General features: G+C 49.2%; 11 protein-coding genes. 6 read left to right on the top strand and 5 right to left on the bottom strand.

The features are described from left to right. Nucleotides 1-5: 5 nt before the first annotated feature. Entirely contained in the window at nucleotides 6-1436 is a 1431-nt protein-coding gene (gene hldE, locus LRP50_RS22960) for a bifunctional D-glycero-beta-D-manno-heptose-7-phosphate kinase/D-glycero-beta-D-manno-heptose 1-phosphate adenylyltransferase HldE (RefSeq protein WP_274166751.1), read from the bottom strand. Nucleotides 1437-1610: 174 nt separating this feature from the next. Between hldE and lpxL the strand changes: the two genes are divergently transcribed. After that, the gene (gene lpxL / locus LRP50_RS22955; protein WP_274166750.1) at nucleotides 1611-2540 is read left to right on the top strand and encodes an LpxL/LpxP family Kdo(2)-lipid IV(A) lauroyl/palmitoleoyl acyltransferase; all 930 of its coding nucleotides are present in this window, start codon (nucleotides 1611-1613) and stop codon (nucleotides 2538-2540) included. A gap of 87 nt (nucleotides 2541-2627) precedes the next feature. On the opposite strand, the gene glnE is transcribed toward lpxL, so the two are convergent. Both glnE and LRP50_RS22945 read right to left on the bottom strand, forming a co-directional pair. Further along, nucleotides 2628-5474 carry a bifunctional [glutamate--ammonia ligase]-adenylyl-L-tyrosine phosphorylase/[glutamate--ammonia-ligase] adenylyltransferase gene (glnE, locus tag LRP50_RS22950; RefSeq protein WP_274166749.1) on the bottom strand — a complete coding sequence of 949 codons (2847 nt, stop codon included), beginning with the start codon at nucleotides 5472-5474 and terminating at the stop codon, nucleotides 2628-2630. Between the two features lie 126 nt (nucleotides 5475-5600). Then, entirely contained in the window at nucleotides 5601-7199 is a 1599-nt protein-coding gene (locus LRP50_RS22945; RefSeq protein ID WP_274166748.1) for a methyl-accepting chemotaxis protein, read from the bottom strand. Between the two features lie 114 nt (nucleotides 7200-7313). On the opposite strand from LRP50_RS22945, the gene LRP50_RS22940 reads away from it, so the two are divergent. Beyond that, nucleotides 7314-8192 (top strand): potassium channel family protein, encoded by an 879-nt coding sequence (locus tag LRP50_RS22940; RefSeq protein ID WP_274166747.1) that lies wholly within the window; start codon nucleotides 7314-7316, stop codon nucleotides 8190-8192. 60 nt (nucleotides 8193-8252) lie between these two features. Here LRP50_RS22940 and LRP50_RS22935 read toward each other — a convergent pair whose 3' ends face one another. After that, nucleotides 8253-9779 (bottom strand): CYTH and CHAD domain-containing protein, encoded by a 1527-nt coding sequence (locus LRP50_RS22935; RefSeq protein ID WP_274166746.1) that lies wholly within the window; start codon nucleotides 9777-9779, stop codon nucleotides 8253-8255. Between the two features lie 179 nt (nucleotides 9780-9958). Between LRP50_RS22935 and LRP50_RS22930 the strand changes: the two genes are divergently transcribed. The 3 genes from LRP50_RS22930 (at nucleotide 9959) to LRP50_RS22920 (ending at nucleotide 12786) form a co-directional block, all read left to right on the top strand. Next, nucleotides 9959-10639 carry a TIGR00153 family protein gene (locus LRP50_RS22930; RefSeq protein WP_274166745.1) on the top strand — a complete coding sequence of 227 codons (681 nt, stop codon included), beginning with the start codon at nucleotides 9959-9961 and terminating at the stop codon, nucleotides 10637-10639. Nucleotides 10640-10674: 35 nt separating this feature from the next. Further along, on the top strand, nucleotides 10675-11940 hold the full coding sequence (locus LRP50_RS22925; protein ID WP_274166744.1) for an inorganic phosphate transporter: 1266 nt from the start codon (nucleotides 10675-10677) through the stop codon (nucleotides 11938-11940). 231 nt (nucleotides 11941-12171) lie between these two features. Beyond that, nucleotides 12172-12786: a TIGR04211 family SH3 domain-containing protein gene (locus LRP50_RS22920; protein WP_274166743.1), complete on the top strand. Its 615-nt coding sequence runs from the start codon at nucleotides 12172-12174 to the stop codon at nucleotides 12784-12786. A 156-nt stretch (nucleotides 12787-12942) separates the two neighbouring features. Here LRP50_RS22920 and LRP50_RS22915 read toward each other — a convergent pair whose 3' ends face one another. Continuing rightward, nucleotides 12943-15300 carry an AAA family ATPase gene (locus LRP50_RS22915; protein ID WP_274166742.1) on the bottom strand — a complete coding sequence of 786 codons (2358 nt, stop codon included), beginning with the start codon at nucleotides 15298-15300 and terminating at the stop codon, nucleotides 12943-12945. Between the two features lie 216 nt (nucleotides 15301-15516). On the opposite strand from LRP50_RS22915, the gene LRP50_RS22910 reads away from it, so the two are divergent. Continuing rightward, on the top strand, nucleotides 15517-16758 hold the full coding sequence (locus tag LRP50_RS22910) for a multifunctional CCA addition/repair protein (protein ID WP_274166741.1): 1242 nt from the start codon (nucleotides 15517-15519) through the stop codon (nucleotides 16756-16758). The last annotated feature ends 104 nt before the right edge of the window (nucleotides 16759-16862 follow it).

Genomic DNA, 16862 nt, shown 5'->3' with positions numbered 1-16862 from the left:
ATCAGTTAGTTATGACCGCTTAAGATTGAATTGATGATTTCAGTGGTTGAGCAACCATCTTCAAAGTTCAGCACCAACACTTCACCGCCAGCAGCGATCACTTCTTTACCACCAGCGATTTCTTCCGGTTTGTAGTCACCACCTTTTACCAGCAAGCTTGGCAGCACATCGCTGATTAAACGCTGAGGGGTTTCTTCACCAAAAGGAACAACCCAATCCACAGCACTCAACCCTGCCAGTACCGCCATGCGGCGATCCGTTGGGTTAACAGGGCGACCAGGACCTTTCAGTCCACGAACAGATTCATCCGTGTTCACAGCCACAATCAAGCGATCGCCCAATTTAGCTGCTTCATTCAGGTAAGCGACGTGACCCGCATGCAGAATGTCGAAACATCCATTAGTCATCACGACTTTCTCGCCACGGGCTTTAGCCATTTGAACGGCAGCAATCAGTTGGTTTTCAGTCACAACACCAAAACCAGATTGGTGGCTACCGTGTACCGCTTCTGTCAACTCAATGGTAGACAATGTTGACGTACCCAGTTTACCCACAACCACGCCCGCTGCAGCATTCGCCAACGCACATGCATCAGCCAGTGATTTACCCGCTGCTAGCGATGACGCCAACACAGAAATCACGGTATCGCCTGCACCTGTCACGTCATACACTTCTTTCGCCAGTGTTGGCAGGTTCAAAGGCTCGTGGCCTTCTTGCAACAGCATCATGCCGTGTTCGCTGCGAGTAACAAGCAATGCGTCGAATTCAAACTTACGGATAAGCCCTAAGCCTTTTTCGATGATGTCATCTTCACAAAGACACGCGCCTACCACAGTTTCAAATTCACTCATGTTAGGCGTTAGAAGCGTTGCGCCGCGGTAACGTTCAAAATCTGCGCCTTTAGGATCAACCAGCGTTGGAATTCCCGCACTACGCGCCAATTGGATCATCGGCTGAACATTCTCTAGCGCACCTTTCGCGTAATCAGACAAGATCATCGCTTTGGTTTGCGGTAACGCGGCTTCAATGCGCTCAAGAATCGGTTGCACATCCACGTTACGGAAGCTTTCTTCAAAATCCAGACGGATAAGTTGTTGGTTACGGCTCATCACGCGCAGTTTCGTGATGGTAGGGTAATCCGCCAAGCCAACAAAATGACAATCCACTTTCAGTGAACTCAAGGTGTCATTCAGCACCTGAGCTTGTTCATCCTGACCAACAAGGCCAATCAGTCGCGCTTTGCCGCCAAGCGCTGCAATATTCATTGCCACGTTCGCCGCGCCGCCTGGACGTTCTTCAGTTTGACTGATTTGCACCACAGGAACGGGTGCTTCAGGTGAAATACGGCCAGTTGGGCCATACCAGTAACGGTCTAGCATTACATCACCAACAACCAGAACGTCGGCTTGCTGATAGTCAGGCAAAGTGAGTTTCATCGTTTTCTCCACGGACAAAGGAACGTTGGCGATAATATCATAAAGCCCTCGAAGCAACAGCCGATTAGGGCTATCTCTCCTTCACTAACACACTGAAACATGCATCTTAGTCAGAGTTAAGGTTACAATGCGTTTCTTCTGTATATCGACTGAGTCAGGAAACACATAATCGCCATGAGTCGAACACACGACGCACCGACATTCCAATGGTCTTATCTACACCCTAAATATCTGCATACGTGGATTGGGGTTGGCCTGATGTTTCTCATCAGTTGGCTGCCATATCGCGTTCAGCGCTTCTTAGGTCAGAACCTTGGTCTTCTGATCATGAAGCTGTTCAAAAGCCGTCGAAAAATCGCCGAGCGTAACCTTCAACTCTGTTTTCCTGAAATGACAGGCGGCGAGCGAGACGCCATGTTGAAAGAAAACTTTCAACATATGGGGTTAGCCCTATTTGAAACCTGCATGGCATGGTTTTGGCCGCAATGGCGTATTAAGAAACACATGAAATACGTCGGCTTTGAGCAACTTGACGAGATAAGTGCAAGTGAACAAGGCGTACTGATTGTCGCCGTTCACTCCTTTAACTTGGAGCTAGGCGCTCGCGCATTTGGTGTGCACACCTCCGGTTACGGCGTTTATCGTCCAAACACCAACCCTGTGTACGATTGGTTTCAATACCGAGGCCGCACCCGTGAAAATGGAGCGATTGAACGCCGCGATGTAAAACGTATGGTTAAAGAACTGCGTAAGGGCGAGTTACTTTGGTATGCGCCAGACCACGACTACGGTCGCCATCGCTACGCATGGGCTCCCTTTTTTGCAGTAGAAAAAGCCTGTACAACGACAGGTACGCACCTTCTAGCTTCTGCAGGCAAAGCGAAAGTGATGACATTTACCATCACGCGTGATCGCACCGGCACAGGGTATACGCTGACCCTAGACCCACCAATGGATGCCTTCCCGTATGACGACGAAGAAGCCGCTGCCATTTACACCAACAAATTTGTAGAACGCTCTATCATGCGAGCACCTGAGCAATACATGTGGTTGCATCGCCGCTTCAAAAGCCGTCCTGAAGGTGAGCCGTCGCTTTACGACTAACACTCGCCATCACAGACAATGATCGCGAAAAAGCCAGCATCACTGCTGGCTTTTTTGTGTCGAGCTATCGGGCTATTAGGAGCGCATTTATTCCATCCATGCTTTCCACGCATCACGCACCACTTTGCGCTCATGACAGAAACGATCATTGGCGATTTCGACAGACGCATCCAACAAGTTGAGACGGTGGATTTCATCACGCATTGCCACATAAGCATCACGCAGTGCAAGGGCTTGAGCTGGGGCTAGAATCCCCGCTTGCGCCATGTCCTCAAGAATACGGACGTTATCACTCCAACGTGTTAATCCTGATTCGTCCTGACTATTCGCAAGCACCAAAAATTGCGTCAGGAACTCGATATCCGTTATCCCACCGGGATCTTGCTTAACGTGAAACTTACCGCTCTCTTTGCTACCAAGATGCTCGCGCATTTTCACTCGCATATCAGCCACGTCTTTTCTCAGCACATCCACGTCACGGGCTTGAGTCAGTACCTGTTTACGCACTTTGGCAAAACCTTGACCCAACGCCGCATCACCATAGATCATACGTGTACGCACCAAGGCCTGATGCTCCCACGTCCACGCCTCTGTGTTTTGGTATTCTTGGAAAGACTCCAACGTTGTCACCAGCATGCCTGACGCGCCAGACGGACGCAGGCGAGTATCAATTTCATACAATACGCCCGAAGCCGTGCGCGTAGAGAATAGATGAACAATACGCTGAGCCAGACGAAGGTAGAACTGGCGACCATCAATCTCTTTCGGGCCATCGGTATACACATTGTCAGGGCAGTCATGCAAGAACACCACGTCCAGATCCGAGCCATACCCCAACTCTATCCCACCGACTTTGCCATAGCCAACGACCGCAAAACCACGACCATCTCGCCCAAGCAAATGCGACGGTTGACCATATTTCTCCGCCATTTGATACCACGCCTGATTCACCACCGCTTCCACAATGGCTTCTGCAAGATAGGTCAAATGGTCGCTCACTTTCATCACGGGCAATACACCCGCAATATCTGCCGCCGCAATGCGCAGTAACTGAGTTTGCTTGTATTGGCGGATCATTTCCATTTGCTGCTCCATATCCTCTTCAGGAATACGGGCCAAGAAATCAAACAGCTCGTTGCGGTATTGATCGAGCGGTGTCGGGTTATAAAGGTGCTGGAGATCCAGCAACTCATCCAACAGGATAGGATACGCGGCCAATTGCTCCGCAACCATTGGGCTAGCACCACACAAACGCACCAACTGCGTGATCGCACCGTGGTGCTCATCAAGCAACTCAAGGTAGGTGGTACGGGTCGCAATTCGCACTAACAGCTTTAACACTCGTTCGAGCACTGCAAGGCTATCTTCACGACAGACAATTTGGCTGAGAACCACTGGCATCAGACGGTTCATCACTTCACGGCCGCGAGGCCCCAACGTCCGTTTCGCGAGCTCTTCTTTAAAGCTCAATAAGGCTTTCGCTTTTTCAGCGGCATGATTAGCTGAGATATCGAACAAGATCTTTTCGACCAAATCAGGATCGCGGGCGGCATCCCAAATCTCACTAAAATCTTCAGCGATCTTCTCACCACCACTGTCTTCTTCATCACCAATCAGATCATCAAAAACGGTATGAACGCCTTGCATGTGACCACCGATCGCGGCCAACAGATCGTCCCAGCTTGCTTCTCCCATTGCGATCGCCAAACGTGATTGATCGATAGGTTTATCCGGCAAGGTTTGTGTCTGTTTATCGTCAATCGCCTGCAGCAGGTTTTCAACACGGCGTAAATAACGATATGACGCTTCCAGCGTATCCACCTCAGGATCCGGTAACAGACCCAGTTCACGAATCGCATAGAGCGTGAAGAAAAGACCACGTCGGCGAAGAATAGGATCTCGTCCCCCCCGGATAAGCTGGAATGATTGCGCGATAAATTCGATTTCACGAATGCCACCCGCCCCCAACTTGATGTTGTTACTAAGCCCACGGCGGCGCACTTCACTGCGGATCATCGCTTTCATGCGACGTAATGATTGGATCGCACTGAAATCGATATAACGACGGAAAACAAAAGGACGCAGCATTTGGCGTAACGTTTGGTAGCAATCAAATTGCTCTTTGCCCATCACACGCGCTTTTATCATCGCGTAACGTTCCCAATCCCGCCCTTGCTCTTGGTAATAATCTTCCAGTGCCGCAAAACTCATCACCAAAGGACCACTATCGCCAAACGGACGCAATCGCATATCGACGCGATAACAGAAACCATCGAATGTGTGTTGATCCAGCGCTTTGATCAATCGCTGTCCCAAGCGGGTAAAGAATTGTGCATTGGCAATGCTGCGGCGTGCGCCCTGTGTTTCACCGTTTTCAGGGTAGGTAAAGATAAGATCAATATCAGACGAAAAGTTCAGTTCACCACCACCGAGTTTCCCCATACCGAGGATCAACATAGGCTGTGGGTTTCCATCAGCATCGCAAGGGGTCCCCCAGTCGGTGCAACATTGGCGATAAAGCCAACCATAGGCCTCCATAATCAATGCTTCAGCCAACTTAGACAGGTGCGACAGGCTGTCATCCAATGACATGGTGTTATTAAAATCATGCCACGCAAGCCACGTCATTTCCTGCCTGCGAAAACGACGCAGTTCTCGCATCAAACTGTTTTCGTCTTGCTGTTCATCAAGCTTTGCTTTGAGGCGCTCGCGATACTGTGGTGCACGCAAACCTGATGACAGATTTTGCTCAAGCCAAGGTAGCAAGGTACTGTCATGCAAGATGGATTCAGCAATAAAATCGCTCAACGCCAATGTACGTATCAGCGTTTCGCGAGACGCGCCTTGCCAACTGGCAAGGTTATCCGACTGATTTTCAACAAGTGCTTCTAACCTGCGTGTCGCGCAAGTTTCCAGTTCCATGGGCAACGACATCTGATATTTTTCCTATCACAAAATGCTATTTTTAGTTTCTTCGCTAATTTTCTAGCCAATATCCTCTTTAAAATATCATAAAAAAAGCCCGCACAAGGTGCAGGCTTCTTGATTCTCGTACAGGGACTAAACGGCAAACTCTTTTATTTTCAGATCCAGCGCTTCCGCATTGTTTTGCATTTCGCCAGACGTTTCTGCCAGCTCAGTCACCACGGTCACCGATGCTTGTACCAACTCCCTCACATTGTTCAGGTTCAGGTTCATTTCATCCGTGACCGAGGATTGTTGCTCCGCAGCCGTCGCGATGTGGAAATTCATGTCATTGATTTGAGCGATCTGTTCAACAATCAGGTTCAGTTCATCACCCGCCTTGCTCACCGATTCTACGCTCTCAACCGCTTCCACGACGCTCTGCTCCATCAAGCCCACCGCTTGTTGGGCTGATGATTGCAACTGGCTGATCATATCCTGAATTTCAACCGTCGCTTTTTGTGTGCTTTGCGCCAGATTTCGCACTTCATCAGCAACCACGGCAAAACCTCGGCCTTGTTCACCCGCTCGTGCCGCTTCAATCGCTGCATTCAAAGCCAGTAAGTTCGTTTGCTCAGAGATCCCTTGAATGGTAACCACCACAGAGCTGATTTTTTCGACGCGCTCTTCAACTTGATTGACCACTTTTGCCGATTCACGAATATCGTCAGACAGTTTATTGATCGTTCCAATGGTATTGCTGACATATTGCTGACCGCTGACCGCCTGCGCACGTGAATTTTCAGTCGCTTGCGACGCTGCACGAGCATGGCCTGCGACATCTTGTACCGTCGATGTCATTTCACTCATGGCCGATGCAAGCTGATCAATTTCACCAAATTGCTCTTTCGTCGATTCTCGCGTTTCATCCATACTGATGGTCATCACTTCTGCCAAAGAGGACAGATCTTCAGATGAGATTCGTTGCGTTTTGATCACGCCAGCTAGCTGAATTCGGGTTTTCTCTAGCTCACGGGCCAATTCACCAAACTCATCATCGCACTCCATCACCACGGGCTGGCTCAAATTCCGACGTGCCATCTCGCGAATGCAATCAATCAAGTAATTGATCTGGCGAAGCATGAGTCGAGAGCCACCAAGCAGAATCACCATAAACGCGACAATCATAAATGCGGTCTGCCAAGCCACTTGCACGAGGTAAGCTTGGTAATACTGATTTGCTGCAGAATCAGGTTGTGATGCAACGGCTAACCAATCTGTTCCCCTAACTGGTACAACAAAGCCATGACGATCTTGTCCCGTCAGGTGATAGGTGAAGTCGCTCTGCGCATTACGCATTTGCTCGTCCAGCATGCGCCCATTTTTGAGTGATAGGTTTAACCCTTTAAAATCACGAATCGTTGGGTGTGCAAGAACTTCACCAGTAGATGGGTTAGCGAAAAAGACATATTCATTGTCTGTGCTGGTCGCGTTCTCACGGTTGGCCACATTTTCCAGCAATGTGCTTCCTTGAGGCTGCGTAAGGAGTACGTTGGCAAGTTCAGCGCTGCGTAACGCCTGACTATGGCTGTGCGTTTCCGTCACAGTAATAACGGATTCTCGAAATGTATTGGCATCCCACAGTTGCTTTGCGATCAGCAACACGGTACTAAATACCATCAGCAGCACAAGTTTAGGGACGAGTTTGATGTTACTAACAGCCTTTTCCCAAGGCTTGAATATCATCTTGGACATTCTACGTGACTCCTTAATCGTGGCTTCGCATCGGTTGCGATACACTAAAGCGATGAGGCATCGTGGCTTCAATTCGCCCTATTTTTAACGACAGCAAAGGCAATTCATTGAGTGATGACTGACTCTAAAACACAAAACCTAGATCTCAATCCGATGAGCTTGTTGAGCTTAGTGCTCTCTTTCGTTTCATTGTGTGTTGTCAGTACCATTCTGTTATTGCCCAAAAGTGATCCCCTTTATACCTTACTGCTCGGTATCGACACGCTGATTTGTCTAATTTTCTTGCTCCAACTCTCGATACATTTTCTTAAAAGTGACAAAAAGCTCAATTATTTGAAAACACACTGGATCGACATACTTGCAAGTATTCCCGTTGTCGAAGCCCTTCGGTTTGCTCGTGTGTTCCAAATTTTCAGGGTGATCAGATTGCTCAAAGTCAGCGAACCGTTGCTGACATACATGGGAAAAAATCGCAACGAAACCACGCTAGCCAGCATACTGCTGCTCATGACCTTGCTGATTTCGACGGGTTCTGCCGCCATTTTTACCTTTGAAAGCCCTGCAGAAAACGCCAACATCACGAGTCTGACTGATGCAATCTGGTGGATGTTTGTCACCATTTCTACGGTTGGGTATGGCGATCATTACCCGGTGACGCCAGTGGGACGAGCCATCTCCGTTATTGTGATCATTTGTGGCGTCGCTATTTTTGGTGCGGTCACTGGCTTAGTCGCGTCTTACATCACTAAGCCAGAGAAGAAAGAGCAGGAACAATCCGAACGTCAGCGCGAAGCCTTGGAAACCATATTGAACCAGCAAGAGAAAATCCTCACTCGCTTATCCGCTATGGAAGAGCGCTTAGATGTGCTTTCGCCAACGACATCTCAACAATTAGCGACACCGCCCTCAGCGCCGCGTCCCAAGCAAGCAAGCGATGTTTCTGGTTCCAGTGACAATTCTGGTTCTGGCTCAGATACGCAGACAAAAAAATAGCGCCATCAGGCGCTATTTTTCATCTCTAGATCTCGTTTTAAGATCGGGCTTGAGGCAAGCCTACTCGTCCCAGTAAGGGTCCAGGTTTAATCCAATTTGACGCGATTGCATCATGGCATGGGACAAGGACTCTTCCTTGCGTCGCAGCCATTTCTCAATCTGCGCTTTGTCTTCCTCGCTGAAGTCTTCTTCCTCAGCCAACTTGCGCACCGGATCGAGCAACAAAATGTCGTCAATGCCTTGAAGAAGATCCAGCCAAGGCAACCTGAACGTCTCACGATCTTCTACATCATAAAGTGCAGCAACACAGCACCCCGACAACAAATTACGCGTCAGGCGTGGTTGTTGATCCAAGTAGCCAAATCGATCTAATTCATGCTCAAGCGAAAATACACTTAGCAGTTCGTTCCAAGACGTCGTTAATGCGCGGTTTGCAAAGCTTCGAATTGGCTCGGCCAACTTTTCGCGGGCTTTGTCATCCAAAAACGGTTGCCAGCCTCGTGTCAAAATCCATCGGCTAAGATCAAGCAACAAATTGCAGTAACGCGCAGAGTGAAGTAATTCAAGCACTTCCGAACGTTCAGGCAGCGCTTCATAGTTCTCACTCAACTTGGCTAACAACGGCTTTTGCACGTTCAGCTTTCTCAGGAAATAGCCTTTGTCATCCACCAAACGCTCAATAGCTCGCGCTTCGTTGATCCAATCCAGCTCACCTTCTAACCATTGCAGCTCTTGGCGAAGCAACGCACTGGCACGGCGCGGTATTAAACCACCGTATAAAGCTAATGCTTGGCGGATCAACGCCACCGCATTGCACATTTCGAAAATAGCGTCCGGCTCAGGCCGTTCAACATACACTTGTTCGTGGTAATGCCAATGCTCAAGTGCATGTTCTAACGCAGTAACAAATGCTTGCTCGGTGGACTCGGAATCACCCACCTTCACAATCGATAACGGTTTAACAAGGTCGCCTTGATACCCCGTAGCAAGGCGATAGCCTCGCGCAGCTTTACTCAAGTTACCTAGACGCAAGCCGCCGTTTTCAGCCAGCTCACGGGCTAACACAAACAAAGCATCCGTTTGGCCTGATTTCAGTTCAATCTCTACCTCACAGATAGGATCGTAGCCACCATCAGTGGTGGTGACATCACCGCAATCAAAAGCCAGCTCAACCTGACTGCTGTCGGGCATCGCAAGTAACCATTGTTGGCGTTCAAAATCAGTCGAAAAAAGAGGGTGAATGTTGGCACCAAGCGCCTCGACATCTAGCCCTGCAGGCCAAGCATCGGCGGGGATCAACGAAAGGTCAGGAACCGGAGAGTCAAGCTCCGCATTGTATTCTGGTCGTTGGTGAAGGCCTGCAACAACACGTCCGGCGGTCTTTAGGGTTTGTACAAATACATCGTCGTATCGTCTTACCCGCAAGCCAATATCGTGCTGGCGCAGCAAAAAATCAGGGGTATCGTAGTAGATATTGCCGAGGTTTCGCTGGCGTTGCTGCAATACCTTTAAATCAGCAATTTTGTCTCGGATCTGTCGCGAAAAATCGGACGAGACAAAAAACTTTAACTCTATCTCAGTTTCCATAAAGGTACCTATAACCAATAGCCAAACAAGAATATGGGGAATTGGGCACTCGAGCAAGAGACTTTCATTGATCTGAAACGGTATCAATGAGAATGTGATTGCGTTAACATTCGCCGCTTGTACACCATCGTGTAAAATTTAGTCCGCACTCAATGCTGACTTGATAGGTAGATACGGCTATGCCAGTAAATACAATCATGGGGCTATTCGCAAAGAGCCCTTTAAAACCTTTGCAACGTCACGTGAGCCGCGTCAATGACTGCTGCTCTTTGCTAGTACCTTTTTTTGCTGAATGTGAAAAAGGGGATTGGGTGGCAGCAGAGTCTTTGCGACACGAAATTTCGACGCTAGAAAAAGAAGCGGATGTCTTGAAGCGCGAAATTCGTCTCAAATTACCTCGTGGTCTTTTTCTCCCTGTAGACCGCACCGATATGCTTGACCTGCTGACTCAGCAAGACAAGCTAGCCAACCTCGCCAAAGACATTGCTGGTCGCGTTATTGGCCGACAACTTCAGGTTCCTTCCCTTCTTTACCCAGACTTTGTTGCTTATGTGCAGCGCTGTCTCGACGCCGCCGATCAGGCGCGCCGCGTTATTAGTGAATTGGATGAATTACTCGAAACTGGCTTTAAAGGACGTGAAGTTACGCTAGTGGAAGAGATGATCAATCAATTGGATGCCATCGAAGATGACACCGATACGATGCAAATTCACCTACGTCAGCAACTAATGTCAATCGAGAGTGAATACAATCCGGTTGATGTGATGTTCCTGTACAAGATCCTTGAATGGGTCGGCGAAATCGCCGATCAAGCACAACGTGTTGGCTCGCGTCTTGAGCTTATGCTTTCTCGTTCGTAGTGCAACGTTCACCGAACAAATAACAAGGTAAGACAATGGAAATCCTAGCGAATTACGGCACCATCATTATTTTGGTGGCCGCGGCTTTTGGTTTCATGATGGCTATTGGTATTGGCGCAAACGACGTTGCGAATGCCATGGGAACATCTGTTGGTTCTAAAGCACTCACCGTTAAACAAGCAATCATCATTGCGATGATTTTTGAATTTGCGGGTGCATACCTCGCCGGTGGCGAAGTGACCGACACCATCCGTAAAGGCGTCATCGACACCTCTCTCTATGCTAGCCAGCCAGAAGTATTGGTCTACGGCATGATGGCAGCCCTGCTTGCCGCTGGCACCTGGCTTCTGCTCGCCTCTTTCATGGGTTGGCCTGTATCAACGACCCACTCCATCATTGGCGCTATCATTGGTTTCGCTTGCGTATCTGTCGGTACTGAAGCCGTAGATTGGGCGTCAGTGCAAGGTATTGTGGGCAGTTGGATTGTTACTCCCCTGATCTCAGGCATTTTTGCTTACGTGATTTTTGTCAGCGCACAACGTCTGATTTTTGATACCGACAAACCGCTGATCAACGCCAAACGCTTTGTACCTGTTTACATGTTTTTGACGGCTTTGATCATCGCTATGGTCACCATCAAAAAGGGCTTGAAGCATGTAGGCTTGCACCTAACTACGGGTGAAGCGGTCATGGTTTCAATCGCCATCTCTGCACTGATCATGATGTTTGGTTACGTCTACATCAACCGTAAATACAAAGATGATGTACCGGGAACTAACGGGTACCAAGGTGTAGAACGCGTATTTAGCCTTCTCATGGTGGTGACCGCATGTGCCATGGCATTTGCCCACGGTTCTAACGACGTTGCCAATGCAATTGGTCCCCTATCTGCTATCGTTTCAACGGTAGAGAACATGGGTCAACTGTCAGAGAAAACGCAAATCGCATGGTGGATATTGCCACTGGGTGGCGCGGGTATCGTCGTCGGTCTGGCAACGCTTGGTCATAAAGTAATGGCAACCGTCGGTACGGGCATTACTGAACTGACACCAAGCCGTGGTTTTGCCGCGCAGCTAGCAACCGCATCAACCGTTGTTCTAGCCTCAGGCACTGGCTTGCCAATCTCTACCACACAGACGCTAGTCGGTGCGGTACTGGGTGTAGGCTTTGCTCGTGGTATTGGCGCACTGAACTTAGGTGTGGTCAGAAACATCGTGGCATCTTGGGTGGTTACCCTACCAGCGGGTGCGCTGTTAGCCGTGATTTTCTTCTTCATGATGCAGGCAATCTTCGGGTTGTAACTACGCCAAGAAAGGCATTTCCGTCACGTTTTTGTGCAGTGATGTCAGTCTTCGGTTAAAAAAGGGAGGTTATGCCTCCCTTTTGTTGTACCTAGCCCCGAAAATTTTTTAGTATCTGATACCAATCGCATGGTGTTTCCGCTCGAAGATTGCCAAAGCAACCCTGAGCAAGACACATAGACGAAATAAAGACAAACTAACGACACTCACGAACAACCAAAGGAAGAATCCGTGAAGCAACTTTTCTCTGCCCTGGCTGTGTTGATGATGCTAGTGGTCCCATTGGCACACGCTAAGGACAACTACATCTCTGACGAACTTTTCACTTACATGCATTCTGGCCCGGGTTCCCAATATCGCATTATTGGTAGCGTGGATGCGGGAACGAAGATTACAGTTGTGGACCGTAACCGTAATGCAGGTTACAGCCAAGTGATTGATGATCGCGGTCGTAAAGGCTGGGTCGAAACCAAATATGTCACCAACCAGCCGGGTCTAAAAACCCGTCTACCTGCTTTGGAAGAAGAGCTTTCCCAAGTCAAATCTGCATTAGAAAGTGCACAAGGCGATACGGAAGCAAAAACCAAAGGATTAATTTCATCGCTAGAGCAGCGCAATGCACAAGTACAAGAGCTTGAGCAGCACACCAGTGAACTGAATCAAAAGCTGATTGATGCACAGACTGAAATCCGCGAATTGCGTGCACGTATCGACACACAGAAAGACGACCTACTGATGCGTTACTTCACCTATGGTGGCATGGTTGCCGGTGGTGGCTTGCTGTTTGGTTTGATTTTGCCGCATCTTATTCCACGCCGTAAGAAACGTAATAACGGTTGGGCGTAAGCCTACGAAAGATTCAACACGAAAAAGCCGCGAAAGCGGCTTTTTTTGGTTTGGGTATAAGGAAAGGAACGCCCTAAGGTCTGGGTCCTACTAAGATCTTCTCCTAGGCCCTTGCTCTTCCTAGGACCTGCTCTTCCTAGAACCTACTCTTCATCCTTACCACGTCGACAACGCAGGAATAGCAATCAACGCGTCTTCAAACTGAACAACCACCTGCTGCGGTTCAATGCCACGAAGTAAAACACCGTCGGCCACAAACTCCCCTTCACGTGCCTCTTGCCCATTCACTTTAATCCAACGTGAACGCTCATTTGAAGCATAAATATGGGTTTGAAAATCCATCTTAGGCAGGCGATTCAGCATGTCATTCGACAACTCGGCAATAGACAACACATTGTTATCAGCGCGAGTTCTCTCTAACTTCGCTTCTAATGTTCGCGATTTATCACTGCTTAACGCACTTTCTACTTTCAGAGCCAGCTCAGGTGACAACGCAGACAAGTCGAGATCATCTAGCGAAATCTCATCTTGTTCTATCATCGACAGCGGGGATTTTACTGGTTTACCGCGAGAAGGCGTCGCATCTGTATTCGCACTCACAGAGCCTGTTTCTAGTGATGGAGAAGAAGGGGCAATACCAATATTCACTACGCCTTCATCGTCTTCAGGCTCTGGCAGTTGCTGTAACGCGACGTTAAACACTTCCTCGTCAGGCAACACAACAATGTCGCCATCTGCAATTAGTGCTTTCTCAGACGATGTCGCATTGATGCTTTTCATCAAGCTAGGCCCTGGCATTTCAAGCACCCTGTCTAACACCATAAAGGTGATAGGTCCTGGAATACCATCGGCATCCAGATCATTGTTTCGTTGAAACTCACGCACTTTACTGCGCTCTTTTAAACCAAACTGATTCGAAATCGGATCCGTGCTACCCAGTACCAGATTTAATCGCTGCTCCAGCCAGCGAACACGCTCGCCACGTTGCCCCGATTTAATGGCTGACGGATCACCCAAAGGCGGACGCCATAAAATCAACGCGTCGCCATTCCACATTTGCTTAAGAAACGCTTCGCTAACCAATACACGCTGATCGCCTGCCAGCAACTCGTATTGTTGGTTGCCCTTACTGTACAGCACCGCAAACCATGAACTCCCTTCAGGGCCATTCATGCCGAGTACTGCAGGACGGTCAATCGTCATTAACTGATCGAAGGGTAATTTGCTTTTGTAACAAGCAAGCTCGCCACGCACTTGTGAAGAACAGCCTGCTGCAAATACATCGGCGTCAAAGCCCCATAGCTTATAAAGCGACTGCATCGCAGATCCAGCACTCAAACTCTCAGCCACCAGCGACGAGAAAGAAACCGTTTCAGGGGTGTTTTTCACTGCAGACGTCGCAGCCACCGCACGGTTAGCTGCAGGCGCTTGGGTGGCCTCAGGCATTGGCGCTGTGGTTTTCATCGCATGATTTGCGGTATCAGCGGTCACCACGGGCTGCTCGACAGACTGGCTCGAAACGACGGGGGCATTGATGGGTGTAGATACGTTCGCTACCTGCGGTGATACCGTCTCTGCACCGCCACTTAGCCCAATGCGGATAGCAATAGCGAGCAATGCAGCCCCACCAATCGCCCCCGCATAATATGGCCAATAACGGCTGACAGAACGCTCTGATGCATCGCGAAAAGCAGGCTTACTTGCGTCTTGCCAATCCAGCACGTCTCGGCAGGCTTGCAAGGCGATATCTTTGTTCACGCGCTGCTTGGATTCTCTAAATGCTATCTTGAGCGATTGATCGCTCACCAAGTTAACTAATCGCGGGACACCGCCAGTTTCTTTGGCTATCACCTTTACCGCAGCGGTATCAAACAAGGGAACAAGGCCACCAGCGCAGCTAATTCTGTGCGTCATGTATTGATGCACTTCATCCGCCGTCAGTGGCATTAAGTGATAACGCGCGGTGATGCGCTGTGCTAACTGACGCAAATTCGGCTGACGCAGCATTTGTTGCAGTTCAGGCTGTCCGATCAAAATGACCTTCAACAGCTTGCGATAAGAGGTTTCAATATTGGTCAGCAACCGAAGCTGCTCCAACACATCAGGCATCAGATGTTGCGCTTCATCAACCAATAAGATGGTTTGAATCCCTTTGGACTCGTTATTAAACAACTTATCCGTAATGGCGTCATAGAGGCGTTTAAAGCTGTCATCTTCACGGTACTCAACACCGAGTTCGTCACACAGCGTTTGCAACAATTCGAGCACAGAGACACTGGGGTTAAGAATGGTCGCAACCTGTGTTTTCTCAGGTAAACGCTCCAACATCGCTTTCATGGTCGTGGTTTTGCCCGTGCCCACTTCCCCTGTCAACAATGCCAAACCACCACCGTCTTCGATACCCGACAGCACATGGCTCAATGCCTCTTTGTGTCGTTCACTTAAGAAGTAGAATTTTGGATTTGGCACGATCGCAAAAGGCGATTCGGTAAGACGGAAAAAATCTTGATACATGAAGGTTCTCTGTGTTCTCAATCCTGTTTGATTGGCACGTCACGGTATCGCGCCACCCTAACCATGTAAAGGTTATCACTAGGTGTGACAGGTGAATCGAGTGCGGGTTCGCAGCTTTTGCACACTAATGCGATTATCAGCCATCACAATGGATTGGTTTGAGCTCGCCACACGGTTTATGATAATTACATTATTGCTTAAATATCGGATAGTCATGTGAATACCTACCTTGTTGGCGGCGCAGTAAGAGACAAATTGCTGGGGCTCAGTGTGACAGATAGAGACTGGGTAGTGGTGGGTGCCGATATCAACACCATGCTCAATGCGGGATACCAACAAGTCGGCGCAGATTTCCCTGTTTTCTTGCACCCTAAAACCCATGAAGAATATGCCCTTGCGCGCACCGAGCGAAAATCAGGTGCTGGGTATACTGGCTTCGTCTGCGATTTCGCCCCCAATGTGACGCTGGAGGAAGATCTTGCTCGTCGCGATCTCACCATCAACGCCATTGCAGAGGCCTCTGATGGCACGCTGGTTGACCCTTATCAGGGGCAAGGGGACCTCGAAAACCGAATACTGCGGCATGTGTCCCCCGCATTCGTTGAAGACCCTTTACGCGTACTCCGAGTGGCACGTTTCGCGGCGCGATTCCATCACCTTGGCTTTGTGGTTGCCGACGACACCATGGGCTTAATGCGCACCATCGCTGAAAGCGGTGAGCTGGATGCATTAACGCCCGAGCGCGTGTGGAAAGAATGGGAGAAGTCGCTACAAACTGCCAACCCAGACATCTTTCTTCGTGTCCTTCGTGACTGCGGCGCACTCGCTGTCGTGTTGCCAGAAATCGACGCCCTGTTTGGCGTGCCCCAACCCGAGCAATGGCATCCAGAAATTGATACCGGCATTCACACGCTAATGGTCGCCAAGCAAGCCGCCCAACTCACCGATGACCCTCTGATCCGCTTTGCCGCGCAAGTTCATGACCTCGGAAAAGCGCTTACACCACAAGAAGAATGGCCAAGCCACAAACTGCATACCAAACTTGGGCTAAAGCCTGTTAAAGCACTGTGCCAACGCATTCGTGTCCCCAATACTTACCGCGATGCGGGCTTACTGGTCTGTGCCGAGCACACCAATGTACACAATGCAGGCGAGCTAAAAGCGGCTACCTTCATCAAAATATTTGATCGCAATGATTGCTGGCGTAAACCAGAAAAAGTGCCACAACTCGCCATTGCCAGTGAAGCTGACCATCAAGGTCGAACAGGGTTTGAAACTCGCGCTTATCCGCAAGCGGCTTTACTAGAAGGCGCGTTTCACGCAGCGCTAAGCGTACAAGTGAAGCACATTGTTGCGGCGGGTTTTCAAGGGCCGCAGATCCGTGAAGAGTTAACGCGTCAGCGTATTGAAGCGGTGAAAGGCTTTCTGGCAGAGGCGAGGCCAGAAAAGCCGGAGTAATAATCAAGGTTCTAGGTCCTAAAAGAACATTGTCCTCAGTGATTAACTACCCTCAATGAGATACAAAAAAAGCGGCTTCTATTGAGAGCCGCTTTTTCTTTTCT

The sequence above is a fragment of the Enterovibrio gelatinilyticus genome (genome assembly GCF_028683095.1).
GTDB classification, from domain to species: domain Bacteria; phylum Pseudomonadota; class Gammaproteobacteria; order Enterobacterales; family Vibrionaceae; genus Enterovibrio; species Enterovibrio gelatinilyticus.
Note: the sequence above shows the minus strand (reverse complement) of the source record. Positions and strands in the feature narration are given on the sequence as shown.